The sequence below is a fragment of the Paenibacillus sp. QJM3NY_38 genome (assembly GCF_056173265.1).
Map to the genome: position 1 here is coordinate 4,001,352 of NZ_CM149665.1, position 19,385 is coordinate 4,020,736.

General features: G+C 44.6%; 17 protein-coding genes and 1 pseudogene. 2 read left to right on the plus strand and 16 right to left on the minus strand.

What is annotated here, in order from left to right:
- Window positions 1-104: 104 nt before the first annotated feature.
- From AC0VZ8_RS18400 to AC0VZ8_RS18460, 13 genes and pseudogenes are all read right to left on the minus strand, one after another.
- The gene (locus AC0VZ8_RS18400) at window positions 105-1,511 is read right to left on the minus strand and encodes an outer membrane protein assembly factor BamB family protein (RefSeq protein WP_475483959.1); all 1,407 of its coding nucleotides are present in this window, start codon (window positions 1,509-1,511) and stop codon (window positions 105-107) included.
- Between the two features lie 288 nt (window positions 1,512-1,799).
- Complete coding sequence (locus tag AC0VZ8_RS18405; protein WP_475483960.1) at window positions 1,800-4,076, minus strand: beta-glucosidase; 2,277 nt, start codon at window positions 4,074-4,076, stop codon at window positions 1,800-1,802.
- Window positions 4,077-4,095: 19 nt separating this feature from the next.
- Window positions 4,096-5,337 (minus strand): PTS sugar transporter subunit IIC, encoded by a 1,242-nt coding sequence (locus AC0VZ8_RS18410; protein ID WP_100537556.1) that lies wholly within the window; start codon window positions 5,335-5,337, stop codon window positions 4,096-4,098.
- 208 nt (window positions 5,338-5,545) lie between these two features.
- Window positions 5,546-7,447 carry a GH39 family glycosyl hydrolase gene (locus tag AC0VZ8_RS18415; RefSeq protein ID WP_475483961.1) on the minus strand — a complete coding sequence of 634 codons (1,902 nt, stop codon included), beginning with the start codon at window positions 7,445-7,447 and terminating at the stop codon, window positions 5,546-5,548.
- Between the two features lie 27 nt (window positions 7,448-7,474).
- Window positions 7,475-8,044: a cupin domain-containing protein gene (locus AC0VZ8_RS18420; protein WP_475483962.1), complete on the minus strand. Its 570-nt coding sequence runs from the start codon at window positions 8,042-8,044 to the stop codon at window positions 7,475-7,477.
- A 217-nt stretch (window positions 8,045-8,261) separates the two neighbouring features.
- On the minus strand, window positions 8,262-8,450 hold the full coding sequence (locus AC0VZ8_RS18425) for a hypothetical protein (protein ID WP_071218467.1): 189 nt from the start codon (window positions 8,448-8,450) through the stop codon (window positions 8,262-8,264).
- Between the two features lie 201 nt (window positions 8,451-8,651).
- On the minus strand, window positions 8,652-9,329 hold the full coding sequence (locus tag AC0VZ8_RS18430) for a CD3324 family protein (protein WP_475483963.1): 678 nt from the start codon (window positions 9,327-9,329) through the stop codon (window positions 8,652-8,654).
- An 11-nt stretch (window positions 9,330-9,340) separates the two neighbouring features.
- Window positions 9,341-10,045 carry a hypothetical protein gene (locus AC0VZ8_RS18435; RefSeq protein ID WP_475483964.1) on the minus strand — a complete coding sequence of 235 codons (705 nt, stop codon included), beginning with the start codon at window positions 10,043-10,045 and terminating at the stop codon, window positions 9,341-9,343.
- Window positions 10,046-10,192: 147 nt separating this feature from the next.
- Entirely contained in the window at window positions 10,193-11,344 is a 1,152-nt protein-coding gene (gene nagA, locus AC0VZ8_RS18440; protein WP_475483965.1) for an N-acetylglucosamine-6-phosphate deacetylase, read from the minus strand.
- Between the two features lie 17 nt (window positions 11,345-11,361).
- Complete coding sequence (locus tag AC0VZ8_RS18445; protein ID WP_475483966.1) at window positions 11,362-12,129, minus strand: DeoR/GlpR family DNA-binding transcription regulator; 768 nt, start codon at window positions 12,127-12,129, stop codon at window positions 11,362-11,364.
- 206 nt (window positions 12,130-12,335) lie between these two features.
- Window positions 12,336-12,581 (minus strand): heme-binding protein, encoded by a 246-nt coding sequence (locus AC0VZ8_RS18450; protein WP_475483967.1) that lies wholly within the window; start codon window positions 12,579-12,581, stop codon window positions 12,336-12,338.
- Window positions 12,582-12,629: 48 nt separating this feature from the next.
- Window positions 12,630-12,878: pseudogene (locus tag AC0VZ8_RS18455) on the minus strand (alpha/beta hydrolase); the annotation flags it as partial.
- A 62-nt stretch (window positions 12,879-12,940) separates the two neighbouring features.
- Window positions 12,941-13,810, minus strand: coding sequence for a hypothetical protein (locus AC0VZ8_RS18460; protein WP_475483968.1), 870 nt, complete (start codon window positions 13,808-13,810; stop codon window positions 12,941-12,943).
- Window positions 13,811-14,187: 377 nt separating this feature from the next.
- Here AC0VZ8_RS18460 and AC0VZ8_RS18465 point away from each other — a divergent pair, with 377 nt between their 5' ends.
- Entirely contained in the window at window positions 14,188-15,060 is an 873-nt protein-coding gene (locus AC0VZ8_RS18465; protein ID WP_475483969.1) for an AraC family transcriptional regulator, read from the plus strand.
- A gap of 259 nt (window positions 15,061-15,319) precedes the next feature.
- Window positions 15,320-15,715, plus strand: a complete 396-nt coding sequence (locus AC0VZ8_RS18470; protein ID WP_475487713.1) for a CHRD domain-containing protein — start codon at window positions 15,320-15,322, stop codon at window positions 15,713-15,715.
- A 306-nt stretch (window positions 15,716-16,021) separates the two neighbouring features.
- On the opposite strand, the gene AC0VZ8_RS18475 is transcribed toward AC0VZ8_RS18470, so the two are convergent.
- From AC0VZ8_RS18475 to AC0VZ8_RS18485, 3 genes are all read right to left on the minus strand, one after another.
- Window positions 16,022-17,098, minus strand: a complete 1,077-nt coding sequence (locus AC0VZ8_RS18475; RefSeq protein WP_475487714.1) for an alpha/beta fold hydrolase — start codon at window positions 17,096-17,098, stop codon at window positions 16,022-16,024.
- 207 nt (window positions 17,099-17,305) lie between these two features.
- Window positions 17,306-18,430 (minus strand): copper amine oxidase N-terminal domain-containing protein, encoded by a 1,125-nt coding sequence (locus AC0VZ8_RS18480; protein WP_235612974.1) that lies wholly within the window; start codon window positions 18,428-18,430, stop codon window positions 17,306-17,308.
- Entirely contained in the window at window positions 18,396-19,220 is an 825-nt protein-coding gene (locus AC0VZ8_RS18485; RefSeq protein WP_260068285.1) for a GNAT family N-acetyltransferase, read from the minus strand. The genes AC0VZ8_RS18480 and AC0VZ8_RS18485 overlap by 35 nt, the downstream gene beginning before the upstream one ends.
- Window positions 19,221-19,385 lie beyond the last annotated feature (165 nt).

Sequence of the window (19,385 nt, forward strand, 5' to 3'; positions counted from 1 at the left end):
CCCTAATATAATCAAACCCGAAATAACAAAATCCCATCCAGACTCGTTGGTGGGATTTTATTATTCTTAAACGAAATATGATTCAAGTAGCACAAGCTATTCCTTTATTTCAACGATGCCGGTACTTTTACACCGAGGAGCTTACCCTCCGCTTGAATGATGATCATACCGTTCGTCTTTAGTGTCGACTCGTGTAGATCTGCTCCAGTCGTTACTTTAAAGACTGGCCGGGACGTCATCAAGTTAATGCCGAGTAATGTGCCGTTACGCTGTGCCCGGTATAAACCCTTTCCATACACATCACTCTGCGCAGCAGGTGCATCGCCGTTCCATCCGATCCGTTGACCATTTGCAAGTTTGGTGCCGGCCAGTTCACCCGTCGATCTGTTATTGAAAATCAGCCGTTCCTGAACCAGTCCGATCAACTCCCAGTCGCCCCCATAAGGGCGAGGAAAAGTTCGCAGAGGAACTTCACCTTTCTTATAGGTGTCAAATTTGTATTCGGCCACCTTATTGCCCTGATCCATGTATAACTTCCCTTGGTTCATAAATAAACCGCCTCCGCCGTACTCATATGGCGGCTCCCCCGTCATCTTCCAGCTATACTCTCGGCTGCTCCTCTTTACGCCTGTCTTAAGATTATACACGTTTACGATCCATTTGCGGTCCGGAAGCGACTGATAATCAGCCAGCAATGGAGAATAATAGTCAACCGAATACACGAGATTGTCTTTGATTTGAAGCGCTTCTCCCTGACCAAAATGGTCCCATAACTTCTTGCCCGTCTTTTTGTCATAAGCATTCAGTTGAATGGATGTTAGTGCTCCTTGTACATAGAACGTCCGAAGGATGACTCCATCCGCCTCCTGAAGGTAATCCGTGCCGTTTCCTTCTCCTGACGGCTCATTCATTTTCCACCGAAGCTTTCCTGTTGCCTTATCAAAAGCGAAAGTTGCGCTCCCTTGGATAGCATAGAGCGTATCATAAGTCGGCACCAGCGCCTCCGTTCGCGTGTGCGCATCCATAAAGATGGACGTATTCGACTGCCATTTCAATTTTCCTGTCTTCGCATTCAGCGCGTATGGCTTCTGACCTGCCGACAGGCCGTAAATAACGCCATTATCATAAACAATATAAGGTTTCAGGTCTTTACCGTAGCTCCACAGCCGCTTCCCTGTCCTGGCATCCATGGCGATGAGTTTGTTTCCCGCGAATGCAAATACCTTGCCCTCTTCGGCAATTGCCTGGTGACCTGAAACATCGTTCTCGGCCATATTCAGATAATTGTCCACCTTTACCATCCAGGAAGGCTTTAGTTCGGGTACCTCGATTGTTGATGAATAATGCCAGTTGCGTACCGAAACATCGGCCGTTTCTGCATTCACTTGCGAAGGTGGTACTAAAAGCACGCCCTGAAAAGTAAGTATGCCTGCAGCGATGCTTGCAATGAGACGCCGTCGTAATCGAGCTTTGAGGCTTATGCTTGATTGTTTCTTCTTGATGTTAAGCATGAATTCCCCTCCCATTTGTTATGGCTTCTTGCTTACGACCAATATAACGATCAAAGAAGGGATAAAGTTCCAAGCAAACTATAAATTATCTTTAATGATCTAAAACGAGCTTCGCAAGGAGTTTGTCTGAATGAATGCCATGTACTCCACAGCTGCTGCCATCAAAGCTATTTCTCTGACATTCAGTAATACAAATCCTATTTAAGATGGCTGCGCCATTTTGGATGCTAAAAAAAGCTTGGGATCCTGAACAGGATCCCAAGCTCTTATGAGGGATATTATATTGTCTTACACGTTAATGCGTCGCTCATAAACTCTTCTTACAAGTTCTTCAATAATTTCATCAGGTGACCGGTCACCCAACCAGGTTTGACCATACATTTGCAATATTTTAATGAGTGGGCCATCTTCCCAAAATCCGACGAATTCATCATTGAGGTAAATCTTTTCAACGACATGCTGATTCATCTCATCGAGGCATTCTTCCAATACCGATTTCGCTACTGGATCACTAATCCAATCGCTAATCAGGCTGAATTTATGAAATGATACTTCTTCCTTTCCAAAATCGCAATACAATCGCTCCGTAATTCTTATATCGCGGGAAGAGCTGCCAAGTGCAATTTGGAAATAACCGCTCTCCGCTACCCAGCGGTTATATTTGGTGTTGTAATAGGCAAAGTCTCTCTCTTCAAGTTCAAAGACGATCTGTTGTTTCTCCCCAGGAGCCAACTCGATTTTAGAAAATGCCTTCAATTCTTTCTCTGGACGCGTCCATGTGCATTCTTCGTCATGCACGTAAAGCTGAACGACCTCTTTCCCAGTTCGGTTTCCGATATTCTCCAGCCAGAAAGAGACCGTGATCCCTGTCTCCGTTTGAGCTGTCTTCATATCCTTATAGGCAAATGAAGTGTAGGATAAGCCATGGCCAAACGGAAACTGCGGAGCGAGTTCCTTTCGATCGTAGTACCGATAGCCGATGAACAACCCTTCACGATAATACAGCTTGCCGTTTTCACCGCGGATCCTCATATGTGAAGGATTGTCTGAAAGCTTAACCGGAAACGTCTCGGACAATTTACCGGAAGGACTCACCTGACCAAACAAGATTTCAGCGATCGCTTTACCCATGCCTTGTCCGGAAAGCCACGAGTGAACGACAGCGGGAACATGCTGAACCCAAGGACGCATCGCCAAGGCTGTACCACTACTGGTCACCACAATACACTTCGGTTGTACGGCTGCAATCGCTTGAATAAGCAGAATCTGCTGTTCCGGCAAATCAATGCCCTTCAAATCACGCATCTCGGATTCTGCGTATTCAGGCTGGCCTACGAATATGACTGCGACATCCGATTTTGCCGCCAATGCGACACTTTCTTTGATCATTTTCTCATCGACGGAATCATCTTCAGGGTAACCTTCGGCATAACTCAACTCAACGGAAGCTCCAGCCAACTGCTTCATTTCTTCAAATGGAATATCAACGCGAGTAGGCGTAACTTTTGCGCTGCCGGCTCCTTGAATTCTAGGTTTTTTGGCAAAACGGCCGATAACTGCAATGGAATGGGTTGACTCTGCCTGAATCGGAAGGATGCCATTCTCATTCTTTAGAAGCACAATGCTTTCTGCTGCAGCTTTTCTCGCAAGACTATGGTACTCCATAGCGGTTGCCGGAACAGCATCTTCCATACCGGTTACACGTTCTACGAGTTTTAGAATACGGGCAACGCTTTTATCGAGCTGCTCTTCTTCAAGAACTCCGCTCTCAACGGCTTTGATAATCGCTTTCGTGTTATAGCCGGCAGGTCCCGGCATTTCGAGATCAAGTCCTGCTTTCAGCCCGCGAATCCGATCATTCACGGCCGTCCAGTCTGAGATGACAACCCCCTCGTATCCCCATTCTTCTCTCAAGATATCATGCAATAAGTGTTCATTCTCGCTGGTATACGAGCCATTAAGCAAATTATAGGAGCACATGACGGTCCAGGGATCCGATTTCTTAATAATTCGTTCAAATGCGCTTAAGTAAATTTCGCGCAGCGTTCGTTCGTCTACTTCTGAACTCGTCACCATCTTCTCATATTCCTGGTTGTTGCAAGCAAAGTGTTTTAACGAAGCCCCTACTCCTTTGCTCTGGAGGCCATTGATGAAAGCAGCGCCCAATTCGCCTGTCAGGCAAGGATCTTCGGAGTAATATTCGAAATTTCTTCCCCCTAGCGGGGTCCGCTTCATGTTGATTCCTGGGCCGAGCAGCAATTCTACGCCCATCTCTTTGGATTCATTGCCAAGTGCTTCCCCGACTTCGTGCAGCAGTTCCGTATTCCACGAAGAACCGATAGCTGCGCCCGTGGGATAACAAGTTGCCGGAACATTCTCTGTCGTAATCCCCATTTCATCGTCACTGTTCGTTTTGCGGATCCCATTCGTTCCGTCATACATATGAACTGGCGGAATGTTGAGTCGCTCGATCCCCTTGGTCATCCACATATTTAATCCTGCACAGAGCGATGCTTTTTCAGTAAGTGTCATGTCCTTTATCAATTCGTTAATAGATGCATTCATTTGCTTCCACCCTTTCATATCAAGCTTCTTCTTGTAGCTCCCGCTCTTTCTTCAATTCCTGCGCATCGTACAGTTTAAAAAACGGAAACCATACGGCGAACACAATCAGCAGGACAACGGCGAGCAGAATAAGTCCATTGAATCCGGACATGAGGTAAGTCGATACACCGATCGGCGTATACCACAGCTGGAAGATTTTGCTCGGAATTTGTGCAAACCCCATATCAAGAGCTAGGTAGACGATGATAGGTGTAATAAGACCATTGATCCACATAGGCACCATCAACAGCGGATTGAAAGCAACAGGCGCTCCATACACAACAGGCTCGTTAATATTAAATAAAGAAGGAATTAAAGTTGCTTTACCAATGGTTTTCAGTTTCTTGGATCTGGCAAACAGGAACCAAATCACAAGCGGTAGAGTTGCACCCATGCCTCCAATTCCAAGCCATCCGGAAAAGAATGTTTCAAAGGTATTAATGTTGACGGGATCCAGTCCCTGTGCCACCAATGCGGCATTTTCCTCTATCGCCGGAATCCATATGGCATACCAGATGGGCATCAGAACCCATGGGCTAACTCCGAAGGAATACAGTACAACCCCAATAAAGTTGAACAGAATAAACCCGAACAGGCTTTGCCCCATAGCATTAATAGGCTCAAACACGCTCACAATCAGCCCAAAGATATCAAAGTGAAGCTGATATACAAGAACCCAGCCTAAACCCATGATCACGGCAATCGGTACCAGGAAGTCAAACCAATCCATAATAAACTCTGGCATGGAAGACCCTTTTTTAAAGAAAGAGAACTTCGCGCAAACATTCATGATGACGGCGATGAAGATGCCTACAATGAGTGCCGTTACCATACCCGCAGGACCGAAACGCTCAAGAACGAACTGAACGGTTCCATCCTCGTTTACGACGGGATTAAGCAGCATGAGGAATAAGGATATGCCGGTCATTCCCGCCAGCAGCTTGATTTTGTGTCTCTCCTTTTTCTCCATGACCGTATACGGCGTTAGAAATGCAATAAACAAACCGAGAAGACCGAAGCTGAATGTTGTAATTGGCGTTAAATCCGGCATTCCAGGAATGAAGTCTTGCAAAATTGAAATCAAAGTAATAATGGAACCAATAAAGATCATCGGGATGGCAACCATAATAGCTTCTTGAATCGATGCTATCCAAATGTTATTTGTAATCGCATCCAATCTTGGCGCAAAGGATTCCGTCATCCATTTCATGAAACGCTTCATCTGTTTATTCCCTCCTGTATTTCTGTTGTGGACATAGCTATAGTATAGATTCAATTGTTAACGCTTACTCGTTGTAAATTGCCTCGTCTATGGTCGTTTTTTGTTCATTTCTCGTCTTTGGAGCCGGCAAATCGAAGCTACCTGGAATGGACAGCAAAAAACACCCCTCTCTCTTATAGAGCGGTGGTGTTCTTGAAGGTTCTAGTGTTTAAAACTGTTTCTCTAAAGTGAGCAATAGGACACCATGAGGTGGAAGAATGAGCTCTTTATACCAACCCTGATTCTCTAAGATCTCTGTCCGGATGACCGGGCCGCTTCTTCCGCGAAGATACGCAAGTTCCTCCTCCGTCAAGATTTCGGGTGCCCCCATGCGAACCCACTCGTCAAAAACGGAGCCATGTTCCCGGTCCATCTGATAAGTTGTGCACTTGTAGGCTCCTGAAAGATGAGGAATGTTGACTTGAAATACCTTGCTGCCCTTCTCTTCGAACACGCCGTAACGGTTAAGATTGGACATCTCCGACCAGTCCCCGCTTGAAAACATATGATCCAAATGGACATAATGATACAGCAGAAGCTGCATGCTCCCATCTTGATTCTGAGTGGCCACATAACCATCACCCTTAACGGTGATCTCTTCACCCAGCTTCTGAAGAAGCTCAAAGGCGTAATAACTCGGCTTCTTAAGGCCATCCCGATTCATTAAACCAAAACCTCCGTAAAACGGAGAGGATGGAACAAGACTTTCCTCAAACACATCCGTAAAACACCAGAAAGCCATGGCCTTTACGTCTCCCAGTGTATTCATCGCATGATACATCACAAACGGGGCCATAAACATGGTATCGTGTAGCAGATGCCGGTCATAGAGCGAAAAGTTCCATTCGGTAATATGCAGCTCCATCTCACGGAAAGAGGCAAGCGCCATTTTTTCCTGCAATCGATGGATGCTCTCTTTATAAAAGGTCGGCGGCATCATCTTCGTCAAGATGTTCTGCTCTGCCTTAAGCTGAGGATATTCCGAATAGACATGAAAGGAAAAGAAGTCTAGGGGCACCTGACGTTTATTGCAATATGCCATAAATTCCTCGGCCCAGCTGTCGTTCCATAACGAACCATAACCTAAAGCAGGGCCACCTGTTTTTAGTTCGGGAAGGACCGACTTGATCACTCGAACGGTAGATTCATAAAAAGAGAAGTATTCCTCTTTGCTACCTGCCCAGCAAACGCCTGATAAATCCGGTTCATTCCAGACTTCAAAGTACCATTGTTTTACTTCCTTAGCCCCATAGCGATTTAAGCAATGCCGAACGAACGCACGAACAAGCGCCTCCCATTTTGCCTGGTCGGCTGGAGGGGAAATATTCCCTTTCCACCAGAATACCGTTTCGTTGGAACGGCTAAGCAGGGTCGGCATGAAACCAAGCTCCACGAACGGCCTGATGCCCAGCCCAATAAGAAAGTCATAAAGCTTGTCAACATATGCCCAGTTATAGATGGGAGTACCGTCATCCTCTTCGTTATATACCATCATCTCATCATTAAAGATGCCATGGAAACGTATGTATTCAAAAGGAATTCGACCTTTAAGCTCGGCGAGCTGCCGACGCCAGTCATCGCGCAGTCCTTCAATTGCCCTGCCCGCTGTTGTGGTACCGTTCCAATGCTTTTTGTACCCTGCTGACGACATTCCCGGCTGAATCTGAATTTGTACATGATCCGTAACAACCGCCGTTAAAGGGTTTGCCCTATCCTGTTCCTGAACCGACTTCTCTTCCAGATATCGATATAACGACCCCATCGCATTGATCGAATCTAATTCATAATAGTCACCACTCGAGGACTCTTCATAGGTAAGCGGTTTTCGATTAGGCTTATCCTGAAGCGAGGCAGCGGCTTCACGATACGATCCTGGTGTGCAGCCGTACTTTTCTTTAAAGTACTTATTGAATAACTTCACGTTCGCAAAACCGCAATCCATGGCAATTTCGGTAATGCTCTTCTCAGTTCCCGATAACTCCGACTGGGCTTTCTCCAAACGGATCAGCGTTAAATACTTTTGGAAAGGAATACCGATTTTATCGGTGAAAAAGTGAGAAAAATAATGCAAACTTAAGTGCTCCTGTTCGGCCATCGTCTACAGTGTTATCTTCTCTTTGTAATTTTGATCGATATAGGTAAGAACCCGATTCAACCTTTTATAGTCATAACTCTTCCCGCCATCTTCAGCTTCCGGGTTGATTCCTTCCGCAAAATATCGCAATAAATGACCACATAATGTATGCAGCCTTCCCACGGTAAAGCTTCGATAGCCTGGAGACTTCTTGTTCATTTCCCATACCATCTTGGCAAGCTCTTGCTTGATCGTGTCAAATCGGAAACCGACCGGCTCAGGCTCAGTCGCTGAATTACAAGAAATAAAAACGTTATTATGCAGCCATTCCGGGCCAAACTGAAGTGTTAATAATATATTGTCGTGGTTATTCTGCTCAAACTTATGGATCGACATGCTGTTCACCACAATGACATCATCCTGATGCAGGGTATACTCCTTCTGATCTAGATGCATGATAACCGAACCTTGGAGTACGTAGACAATCTCCACCTCTTTATGCCAGTGAAATGGAACCTGCTTCACGCTGTTGACAAACAGCTTAAAAGGCATATCCTCTTGGTGCTCGATAAATTCATATAGGTAACGCATCATTTGCCCTCATTTCAAATGAACTGCAAACGATATATCCTGATTCAACATATCGAATGCATTTATAGAGTGTCTCATAGATTACAAGTATGTTCTCAAATTATAGAAGCTTATCATTATAGCATGTATAGTTTACGACTTTTACATACATTAGAAAACAGGCTATCCGGTACTAGATTCGTTGCATTGTAAAAAAAGCCAATGCCGATTAGATAAAAACCTAATCGGCATCGCTATCAGGAGGTGTTCCTCCAGTTATGCCATCGACATAATTATAGTTTTTAAATGCTAGAATCACGCCGTACATCGGGACATAGTTGTAGATGAACAAGTAGACGACTCCCGGCAGTTTCATTAGCAGCCACTTATACTTCTTCAGCCTCTTCCTTAAATGAGACGAACCCCTCATGTTCCAGCCCCTTCTTCTGATAACACAATGGTGACTTCTTCTCATCCGGCTTCACCTATTCCAATACGCACAAAAAACTGTTGAAGTTTTCAATGCAAAAAAGGGTGCCCCAAGAGGTCCATTGACCTGGGGCACCCCACTGTCTGTGGTATGATGCTGTTCGTATGAATCCTTCCTCCACTCGCTGTTAGCCCAGCAAAGTCATGCATGATTTATATAAAACAGAACGTTTTCATAGTATCTCATAAACCTTTTATAATCCGTTGTTTCTTTCAGTACAATTATGGTTGGATAAGCATTTACTTTGCGTTGTTTGAGTGCAGCTAATACGTTCTTCTGTTCAATGCAATAAAATTTGCCTTCTTTATACTGAATAAGAAGCGGTGGATCTTCATCGGTACAGTCATTCCCAGGCATAATTCCATTAAGCTCGATGAGCCGCAAGGGAAACTTAACGACACCGAAATACAAACACTCTTTACTCATAAAATCATGTAAACCAGGAGCTGCATTTCGGGTATGGAGCATATAACAATAAATCCATTCTTCGAGCATTCCGATATTCGCATACTGTACAGCGGATCGCACAGTTGGAGCATAAGTGAATTGTCGGTCATCTTTCTTCGAATAAATGATTTTCTTTATGGAATCCAAAGATAAAAAGTACTCGTCCGCAAGTTCCGAAACCGTTACCCCATTGGCATACTTGTTGCGAATCATAATATTACGCCTCTGTAATTGATTTCGGTAACCCGACTTCTCGCCCCAGCCCCTTTTTTCCTCTCCAGTAGGGATATAAAGAAGTTTTCCTGCAGCGTATTTCTGAATTTCTTTCAATAACTTCTCAGGTATGATATCGCTGGCATTTTCATAATTCATAGGATCACCCTTTATAAGGCGTATATTCGATCCTTCAGTTGACCGATAGATTTCATAATAGAATTGCAAGATTCTATATCATCGATCGATGCATGCCACCGCAAAACATCGATTCCCTTATAATAAGCCATGCATAAAAATCTTTCTTTAAAATCCGGTATGACAATGTTCCTTTTTTTGCAATACTCGAATAACAATTCAGGTATGTGCAAGTAAGGCTTATTTAGGTCCATAATGGCAAAATCTAAAAGGAAATCGCATATTCCCGATCTGCTCCAATCTGGGAAACCAACCGTCGTTTTTCCATCTGTGATCATGATTTCAAAAAACGTGTTATTATTTACCAAATAACGTTTTCCTTCACAATAATCAATTCTGGCGTCCATTTCCATCCAATATTTTTCGACAAAGTCACGGTCTAAAATGGTTGTATCATAGAGTTCCTTCCAATTAAACCAGTATCCTTCTTTATCTTCTGCAAATGTGTCGATCAGATATTGCCTGCAGGTACTATACTCCGTTTTACAATCCTCGTTGAACTCACCATAGCCTTCTACTCCCGCTATGTCCGATGCACTAATTTCCAAGACTTTGTCAAAAAACAACTCATAACAATCTGCAAATTGATCGGGGCTTATTTCATCTGCGACAAATCCATTGGGTGTCATGCTAACCTGATCCGAAAGCAGGGACTTGATTATACTGTCTTTACTCATGCTCGTATCTCCTTTACACCAACAATTGTTATACACACATCAGCTGCGCACCTGATATGGGGTAATGATAACATTGGCCATGGATCGGATATAGGTAAAGAATAGGTTTAGTCTACTTTACACCCGCCTCTTGTGATTACTTCCATACTAACAATAAAGTTTACCCTCAATCATCGTCCATTGCACTTGATACCTTTCATCCATCAGCACGAGATCCGCATCATATCCTACCTCGATTTTTCCTTTGTGAGATAAACCTAGAATACGGGCCGGCGTTGTTGAAGCCATGTGTACGGCATCCTCCATTGAAATTCCGTTAGCTTCGCTCAGACGTAACGCTTCATTCATAGTCACGGTACTCGATGCTAACGTGCCATCCGCAAGCCTTGCAATCCCCTCGGATACGGTGACGTGATGACCTCCAAATATATAATTACCATCGCCTAATCCCATCGCCTGTAGGGCATCCGTAATAAGCACCATGCCTTCGGGCCCTTTGAGACGATGCATTAATCTGACGATGGCTGGGTGAAGATGGACTTGATCAACAATCGCTTGCAGGCTTACATGCGGTTCTTCGAACGCGGCTACAATCAGTCCGGGATCTCGATGGTGAATCGGTCTCATGCCGTTAAAACAATGGGTTACATGACTCGCACCAGCTGCAAAAGCCAGCTTTGCTTCCTCGTATGTGGCATCGGAATGAGCCACGGCAATCACAACACCCTGCTCTTTCAGATAGGATATGAGCTCCAATCCTCCAGGCAATTCAGGTGCGATCGTTACCATTTTAATGAGCGATCCCGCTTCCTGAAAAATGAACTTCATTTCATCCAGATTCGGGTGGCGAAGGTATTTCTCATTTTGCATCCCTTTACGCTTCGGGTTTAAATAGGGTCCTTCCAGATGAATGCCGGCGATCCTTGCCCCTTGTTCTCGTCCGATTACAGATTTGACACTGCGAATCATGTTCAGCAGGTCCTCTATCGTCGAACTCACAGAAGTCGCCAGAAACGAGGTGCATCCGGTTGCCGCGCAAGCGCGTGATACTTCTTGAATGCTGTCCTCGGTTCCATCCATCATGTCATAGCCATTGGCCCCATGAATATGAACATCGATCATTCCTGGTATGAGCCACATTCCGTTCCCATCAATCAGTTCAGCATCACTTTCGATTTTATCAAGTTCTTGCGACGGTTCTATTCTCTTCAGCTTTCCGTTCGAAATCCAGACCGTTGCAGAAGGAAGTATTTGATGAGGTAGGTGGACTTTGACATGTCGAATGATTTTGTTATTCATTCCTACAAGGCTCCTTCCTATTGGTTATGAGTCTGACATTCTATAAGCGTAATATTTTTCTGATCTAATATTTCTTGGATGTCAACGGGAACCGATTGATCGGTTACAATAATATCCACATGATCAAAGTCTAACTTGAACCTCGATTTCACCGAGAATTTGGTATGATCCGCAACAAGTATGACCTGATCTGAGCGCCGAGCCATTTCCCTTTTCACCCGGACATCTTCTTCATATGGATAATAGAGTCCGTCTGGCTGGATTGCCGTCGCGCCGATGAACGCCTTGTCGGCACGGATTTCACTGATTTTATCGATGACGGAAGGACCGTATAATAATCGATTATGGGTATGCAGATAACCGCCGAGCACGTAGATGCTCAGATTTTCTCGTTTGGAGAGTATCCCTACATTATCGATGGAATGCGTAACCGCTGTTATCTGTTTCGCTTGAATATGTTCCGCAACAAATTGTACGGTCGTAGATACGTCCAAGAAGACCGTTTCATGGTCCCGAATCAGTTTAGCGCTATGCTCGCCGATCACGTTCTTGCTCGTCGGCTCATCAATAAGCCGTTCCTGGTAAGAAGTCAGTTCCTTTTGCAGTTCAGGCAAAGCTGCCCCTCCGTGCGTTCGAACAACTACTCCTTCTTGAACTAATCTGACAATGTCCCTGCGTGCGGTATCCCGCGACACTTGAAAGAGCGAGCATATCTCTCCTACACTCATCGTTTGATGTTGTTTTAAGTAATCGAGAATTTTTACTAATCGTTCCTCTTGGAACACGTCCAATCCCTCCTTGCTTAAGCATTTACATCTTATTTATAAGTATATATAAGTAAATGATTGCAATCAATAAGTATATGCAAGCCTCTTTGAACTTTCTATTCCGACTATCAAATCGTGAGCCTATATTCACGATTTGATAGAAAACAGGCAGGCCGCTTCTTGCATAGAAGCAGCCTGCCCTTACCATCGAAGCAGGAGAGCCATTAATAAGTAAACGACTGTTGTACCGTGCCAATCCTTGCGTTTGCATATTGGATATTAATACATCTCATACTTTCAAACGCTTGTACTGCTGCATAGGCAACGTCAATATCTTGTGCGCTTGTTCCTCCACTAACGCCAATACCACCGACAACCCTTCCTTCATGAACCAAAGGGATTCCTCCGCCAAGGATAACGATTCTCCCCTGATTCGTCGTGTTAATGCCAAATGTAGCCCCATATTGCAATTGCCTATATAGGTGAATTGCCCAATACCAGTACTTGCGGAATGCAGGCTAAAGAAATGTCTCGGACACCCATTCAAAAAACTTTTCCTTCTCTTCAAATTGCGGATAATGCGCAGATTGATCAAACGCGATAAACTCCTTCTGTTCGGCTTCAAGCTTATCGAAAAATTCTTTTGCTGCATGGGAGGACGTCATATAGTCATAATCGCCCATGATAAAGTAGCACGGTATTTCAAGTTTCGTTACAAGCGCTGGCAACGGATGTTCTATAACTTCCTGCAGCAAAACCTTTTGAGATATTCGAACAAAGCTTCTACAAAAAAAGCCGCTGATCTGGATACAGATCGGCGGCGTAGAAACTACCAGGAGGATAGTTCGGTCCTTTTCCAATTGTTTTGGGCAACGCAAACATATACATATTGGTCGTCCCAAGAGATCTGTCCCTGGTTGCAAGCAGCAGTGGAAGAAGCAGGTGTATACTTTTCGCGAAGACGCAGCATATCCCCGTTTACATCGAGCTTGGTGTCGGGTTCGCTCGTGCCAATCCCGATATTACCGTCGCTGCGCTGCATGGTGAGCGGGGAATCGAGCACTTCGCCGTCATCTCCATATCGTACGAACTGCAGGTTGGCTCCCGTATTGTCGCCCGCTTCCTCTAAACTGTCGGCCCGGACGGCCCACCTCGGTGTCGTCTCATTATCCTTGCCGACTGCACTTAACTGAATGTCCCGGTTCGTCCCGCTTTCGCCGGCTACCCGCAAAATACCGCTCATTACATTGAAATTGGATGAATGAGTACGGATCTCGCTTATATCGGTGTCGAACGGAATTTCAAACCGGGTAAACAGCTGGTTGGGGTATTGACCTGTCGGCGACATGGTCGTCTCGAACGAGATATGCTTATGATCCTGCTGCTCCGGATTGTTTGCCTTATCATGGGAAATGATCGCCGTCTTGTCCTTTCCATTCTCGTCCATCCAGACGATCGCCGGCTTGGCCCTTTCCGCCGTCCACTGCAATCGAATCAGATCAGACTGATGTCCTTCTTGCTCGATCCATTTCTTGTCGGTGGACAAATGAAGCCGTTCATTGTGCGGAACGCGTATATCGTCGCCAACTTGCTCGGATTGCCCAAGCTTTGTTGTCACTCCCTGTTTCTGATCCGTACATCCTATGCCGAGCAAGAAGAAGCTCCCCATTATAATCATCATCGTCCTTAATAATTTCACGTTGTTTCCCTCCATTTATCGGTATGATTCGAGTTCATTCGTGTTCAAGAGCTAAAAACACTTTGTCTGATCGTATTATATCCAACTCGCAGCGTACACCCATTTCATCAAACTTCCCGGAAAAATGATGCTTTTCGTCTATAAAGTTTTAACGTAGCTCGTCCGAAAGGTGTGCTTCGGTTGGTCATGTAATACAGCCCAAACGACCTCAGGTTTTTGTGGGCACAGCAAGAGGGACTTTTGGGTCACTTGGCAGTAACTCATCATCAACAAAAAAGGATTTATGCAACTCATCTCGAACATGATATTTCGGTGCATGGATTGCAAGGTTTCATGGGTTACCATCCCCTATACTCAAACTTGAAAGGATGGTCTGTATGGATTGGTTGGATCGTATGAACAACGTTATGGAATATGTGGAAACACACTTGTCCGATTCGATTAATTACGATGTCGTGGCTAGAATTGCCTGCTGCTCAACGTACCATTTTCAGCGAATGTTTCCGTTCATAACGAATGTGTCGCTTTCAGAGTATATTAGGCGCAGGCGGCTGACCCTTGCCGCATTTGAACTGCAGCAGAGCGGCACAAAGGTAATCGATATTGCTTTAAAGTATGGTTACGAATCTCCTGAGGCGTTTTCTAGAGCGTTTAAAAAAATGCACGGTGTGATGCCAATGTCAGCGCGCGACAAAGGAGTTACACTGAAGGCCTATCCTCGGTTATCCTTTCACATTTCGATTCGAGGAGATGTTGAGATGAATTACAGAATAGAGGAAAAACAGGCTTTTGAGATGTTCGGCATATCAACCCTGGTGAATAGCGATGGCGATAATCCTTTTATTGATATACCTGTTTTTTGGACGAAGTGCATATCCGACGGCACCGTTGATCGAATCCGTACAGCTGCGGGTCTGGGGGAAAATGGTCAGATTCATGGGGTACTATACAACAAGGAAGGTGGAGAATTTTCCTACATGATCGCTTACTTCATACCCCAGAGTGGCATGCCGGAAGGGTTTGAAAGGCTCTCTATCCCACCTCAAACCTACGCGATATTCTCAACCGGCTTTTATCCCGACGGGCAAAGCGGGATCCATGCATTGTGGAAGCGCATTTGGGCAGAGTGGTTTCCCACCTGCAACTACGAACCGGCAAATGGTCCTGAGTTTGAAATGACTTACGATAGAGGCAACAGCATGTATGAAATGGAAGTTTGGATCCCTGTCGTTAAGAAGGCAGGGTCTTAGAATGGAAGAGCAGCACGGGTGACTATCACTCGTGCTGCTCTCTTCATTCAGTTCACATGATCCATCCCCCTTGTGCTGTAATGAAAAAAGCCCATGCGGATTTCATGTAAATGGGAAGTTCGAACTGCCTTTCCTACGTGAGACTCATGCAAACCCATTCTTTCATTAATTGCAAGAACACAGGCGAGAAAACAATCCACTCCTCTCTTTGCCGCATACATATAAACTATCTTCGATAGAGAGGAGCAAACCTATGAGAATCTTCCGAGCTATCTTAAACGGAGGTAATGAAGTGCCACCAGTTAGAACGAACGCTACTGGAGATGCCGTTTTTCAGCTTAGCGCTGATGGCACTCGTTTAAGATTCCGACTTGTCATCAGAAATATCGCCCAGGTTACACAAGCACATATTCATCTTGGGCGGAGAGGACAAAACGGTCCTGTGGTGGCTTTTTTATTCGGACCATCTAAATTCGGTATCTCCGTAAAACGCGGCGTTGTAGAAGGAACTCTGACCAATAGCGATTTGGTCGGCCCATTGCTTGGCAAGTCGATCCGTGATTTAATCCGAGAGATCGAAAGAGCCAACACTTATGTTAATGTGCATACAATACAACATCCGGATGGTGAAATCCGGGGACAGATTAAAAAGTAAACCAAAAAAGCGTCAATACAAGAAGGTCATTGACCTATATCAGGCAGTGTCCTTCTCGTATTGGTTAGACTTCAAGTGTTAATGTCTTTCGTAACAAAGGCCGAAGGACAGGGCTCGTATCGAGCCTGCCTTCGACCTTTGACTGTAAAAGATATTCTAGCTATCCTTCATTTCAGTTACTGCAAACACTGCGAAGTTGGTGATAATTCCTTCGTTCTCCCCCTTGTATCGCCATATACAACCCTTTCTGCCCGTTCATTGAATGAAAAAAACAGTCGATTGCTCTCATCGGCTGCTAACATATCTTTATTGAGTTATCGCTTCGGTTAGTTTAAGCACATCCAGTTGGATTTTCTTTACGAATGTATCGGTCATCCACTTATAAAATTTCTCCTTCTCTTCAAATTGTGGATAATGCGCGGATTGCTCATAAGCAATAAATTCTTTTGAATCGGCTTCAATGCTGTCGAAATAAGTTTTTGCTGCATGAGAGGAAGTCATATAATCGTATTTCCCCATGATAAAATAGCACGGGATCTCAAGCTTCGTTACCAGTTCAGGCAATGGATGTTCCATTACTTCCTTTAACAAAACCTGTTGAGAAAAGGATAGTCCCAAGTTGTAACGTATGACATCCAATAAGTTATACTCGCTGCTTAATAACGTATCCAGGGTGTTGCCGTCGGGGCTATCAATAAGCCTTGAAGCTCCGCCGTATTTCATGACATAATTTCGCGGGGTAAACGTATCGCCATTTTTGATTTGTTCCGATAATCCTTGAAGATAGGAAACGTCATTGAAATTGCCGGCTTGTTGAGCCTGGTCAAGTATGTAATTCAAACTGTCCGTCTCGCTTTTTACTGTGTCGCTCATCTGGCCAATACCAACATAAGCCTCATATTTTTCGGGAGCCTTATGCGCTGCTTGTGTTGCGATATATGTACCATACGAATGGCCGATCAGGATGACCTTCTCCTTGCCAAGACGTTCTGAAACGTAATCGGTGAGCGCCAATAAGTCTTCCACCAATAAGTCGGATGAAAGATTAGCGTAGTCCTCAAAAAAATGATAGGATTTTCCGCTTGCTCTTTGGTCGTAATTAACAACGGTAAAACGGGTTTCCAATAAGTCTTGGTACTTAGCGGCGTAAGGAATCTCTGAACATCCTGGTCCTCCATGTACAAAAATAATGACCGGATGATCGCTGTCATTGCCGCGAATCATAATTTGATGCCGGCTTCCGTTTATGTCTACTTGTTCTAATACGCTAATACTTTTCTCGCCTTTGATAGCTGAAGTCCATGTAGGAAAGAAAAGGGCTGTAATCAGCAGCAATAGGATGGTCGCTCCAATAATTTTTAATTTTTTTCTTAAGTTTTTCATTTTCATGTGACACCTTTCTGCTTTAAGCTTCAAGTAAATTTCGCTTGGAAGAATGTAGATTTCATTCATCTCATCTTACCTTACCATCGGTTATACCAAATCCTCCCTGAGGCTGAAAATAACCTAGCCTTTAGTCGAAGAAATGAATCTGCGAGAGAGTGCAAAAAGCCGCTGATCTCATTCCAGATTAGCGGCTAAGAAATTTACCTATTCTGCTTCCTCTTCATAAACAACAACGGTCTGACTTTCTGATTCCCACTTGACGGTTGCATTCAATGCCTCACTTATAAAGCGTACGGGTACATACGTATTGCCCTTGGTAACGGTAGCCGGGGCATCCAACGAGACCTTCTTGCCATTAACGGTTGCTGTTTTACTGCCGATGAGGAGTTGAATGCTCACCCCGTCCTTCGTGACGGTGATGGAACGCTTTTCAGGATCCCATATTACCTCTGCTTCCAAAGCCTCGGCAATAGCGCGAAAAGGAACATAGGTATTGCCTTTTTTGACAAAAGGCTCCGTGTCAGAAGCTTCGCCGTTCACATACAGCTGAACCCCATTCTTTTTACCTGCCTTTTTGTTGAGCTTATCCAAGGTTTTGTATAGATCCAGATTTTTAAAATTTGCTTGAATGGCTTCTTCTTGCAGATACACAGCGTCAGTTACGTTACCGTTTGTTTCAAGCATGCCCGCAGCCGCTTCTAACGCCTTGTCCTTTTCAATAATGGCTTCCAGCTGTTGTTGTTGCTCGTCCGTCAGCTTGGCCGCATATTCGGTAAGCAAAATATTCGCTAAAACGGGGCCTGCCGGTTTATCTTCCACGTTTTGTATGGCATTTAGCAAACCCTTGTATCCTTGGTGCCCTTTGTTCTTGGCGTCCGCTTTATCGGTGGAGCTGTCGTTTGTGCTCTCTGTTTCTGAAGGTGCGGAATCATCAACTTGGTCTTCTTCTTTGCTGGTCGTAACCGATGCCTCGACTTCATCGATTTGATGCTCTTCATTTCGAGTTTCTTTTTCTTTAGGTCCTTTTGGCGATGCCACGTTACTTGTCTTGCCAGGTGGGGTGTTAGCCGGTTTGGCTGAGATCGTGCCTGCAGCGGTCGCAAACATCAGTGCCGCACTGGTGAGCAGGATGACTGTTTTTTTCATGATAATTCCTCCTGAATGATCAAAAATATACGCACCTTCATTATCGGCAGAATAAATAGACTTCAATAGATATACGTTAAATTGAAGATTCGCAGTTAAAATGAAAAAGTCGCCCTGATGGCGACTTTTCTGCACATATATCATTTTGTCATTTGCATTCATATTTATAATAATTTTGTACATGCACTGCCTCAAATCCAACCGACTCATATAATCTCAAAGCATGATCGTTTCTCGTTTCGACTTCTAAGTGTACCGTATAACCGGCAGAGCTTTGCTCTTTAACGACTTGGCGAAGCGCTTTTCTGCCTATGCCTCTGCCCTGATATTCCGGCAAAATGGAGAAACCATAAATCCACGCCTGCCCCTCTTCACGGCTCACCCGAAGTTTTCCAACCGTTTCTTCGTTCACGTCAATCATGAGCATATCCGCATGATCCGCAAAACGGTGGTTTTCCATCGCTCTGGCGTCATCTTCGTCCAATCCGAACGCCGTTACGGACAAATGAACGCTCATTTCGAAATCCTCTTCAGTTGCCTGTCTCAGAAGAATATCGTCCGTGTCCTCCAGAGGCGTATGCCGCCATTCCATTTGATGCTCCGAGAATGCATATTCAGCACCTTGTTTATTCAAAAAGAATACTGCCCCATCGGATCCTGCAGGCGCGTTCAGCAATATTTTCTTGTATCCATTTGATTTTACATCTTCCATTGCCAGGTGAAACAACCGCCCGAAATGCCCTTTTCGACGTTCACTTGGTTTTACCATGCCACATACCTCGACAGTAGAACCAAACGCATACAGTCCTAAAAATGCTATAAGTTCGCCATTCTCATCATAATGAAAATAATCGAACGACTCCGTATTGCGTTCTCTAAGCATGTCCCAGTTAAGCTTCAGTTGTACATGATCATGAATTTCACACTCTTTTTGCAATTGTTCAATAGCTTGTAGTTGTCGTGTCGTTAACATGTTTCCTCCTTATTAACTGTCGCATCAATAAACTCAGTTATATATATTCATACCCTAGCCGGGAGACAACATATTTGTCTGCTGAGTTCTACTTTATCATACTTACATGATGAGAGGACGTTGACTTACTGCCCACAGAAAAAAGAACTTGTGGCTAAATGCCAA

What these genes read in the sequence shown, in the direction of transcription:
- AC0VZ8_RS18400 (WP_475483959.1), bottom strand. Translation starts at nt 1,511, where the DNA reads ATGCTTAACATCAAGAAGAAACAATCAAGCATAAGCCTCAAAGCTCGA.
- AC0VZ8_RS18405 (WP_475483960.1), bottom strand. Translation starts at nt 4,076, where the DNA reads ATGAATGCATCTATTAACGAATTGATAAAGGACATGACACTTACTGAA.
- AC0VZ8_RS18410 (WP_100537556.1), bottom strand. Translation starts at nt 5,337, where the DNA reads ATGAAGCGTTTCATGAAATGGATGACGGAATCCTTTGCGCCAAGATTG.
- AC0VZ8_RS18420 (WP_475483962.1), bottom strand. Translation starts at nt 8,044, where the DNA reads ATGATGCGTTACCTATATGAATTTATCGAGCACCAAGAGGATATGCCT.
- AC0VZ8_RS18425 (WP_071218467.1), bottom strand. Translation starts at nt 8,450, where the DNA reads ATGAGGGGTTCGTCTCATTTAAGGAAGAGGCTGAAGAAGTATAAGTGG.
- AC0VZ8_RS18430 (WP_475483963.1), bottom strand. Translation starts at nt 9,329, where the DNA reads ATGAATTATGAAAATGCCAGCGATATCATACCTGAGAAGTTATTGAAA.
- AC0VZ8_RS18435 (WP_475483964.1), bottom strand. Translation starts at nt 10,045, where the DNA reads ATGAGTAAAGACAGTATAATCAAGTCCCTGCTTTCGGATCAGGTTAGC.
- nagA (WP_475483965.1), bottom strand. Translation starts at nt 11,344, where the DNA reads ATGAATAACAAAATCATTCGACATGTCAAAGTCCACCTACCTCATCAA.
- AC0VZ8_RS18465 (WP_475483969.1), top strand. Translation starts at nt 14,188, where the DNA reads ATGGATTGGTTGGATCGTATGAACAACGTTATGGAATATGTGGAAACA.
- AC0VZ8_RS18475 (WP_475487714.1), bottom strand. Translation starts at nt 17,098, where the DNA reads ATGAAAAACTTAAGAAAAAAATTAAAAATTATTGGAGCGACCATCCTA.
- AC0VZ8_RS18480 (WP_235612974.1), bottom strand. Translation starts at nt 18,430, where the DNA reads ATGTACAAAATTATTATAAATATGAATGCAAATGACAAAATGATATAT.
- AC0VZ8_RS18485 (WP_260068285.1), bottom strand. Translation starts at nt 19,220, where the DNA reads ATGTTAACGACACGACAACTACAAGCTATTGAACAATTGCAAAAAGAG.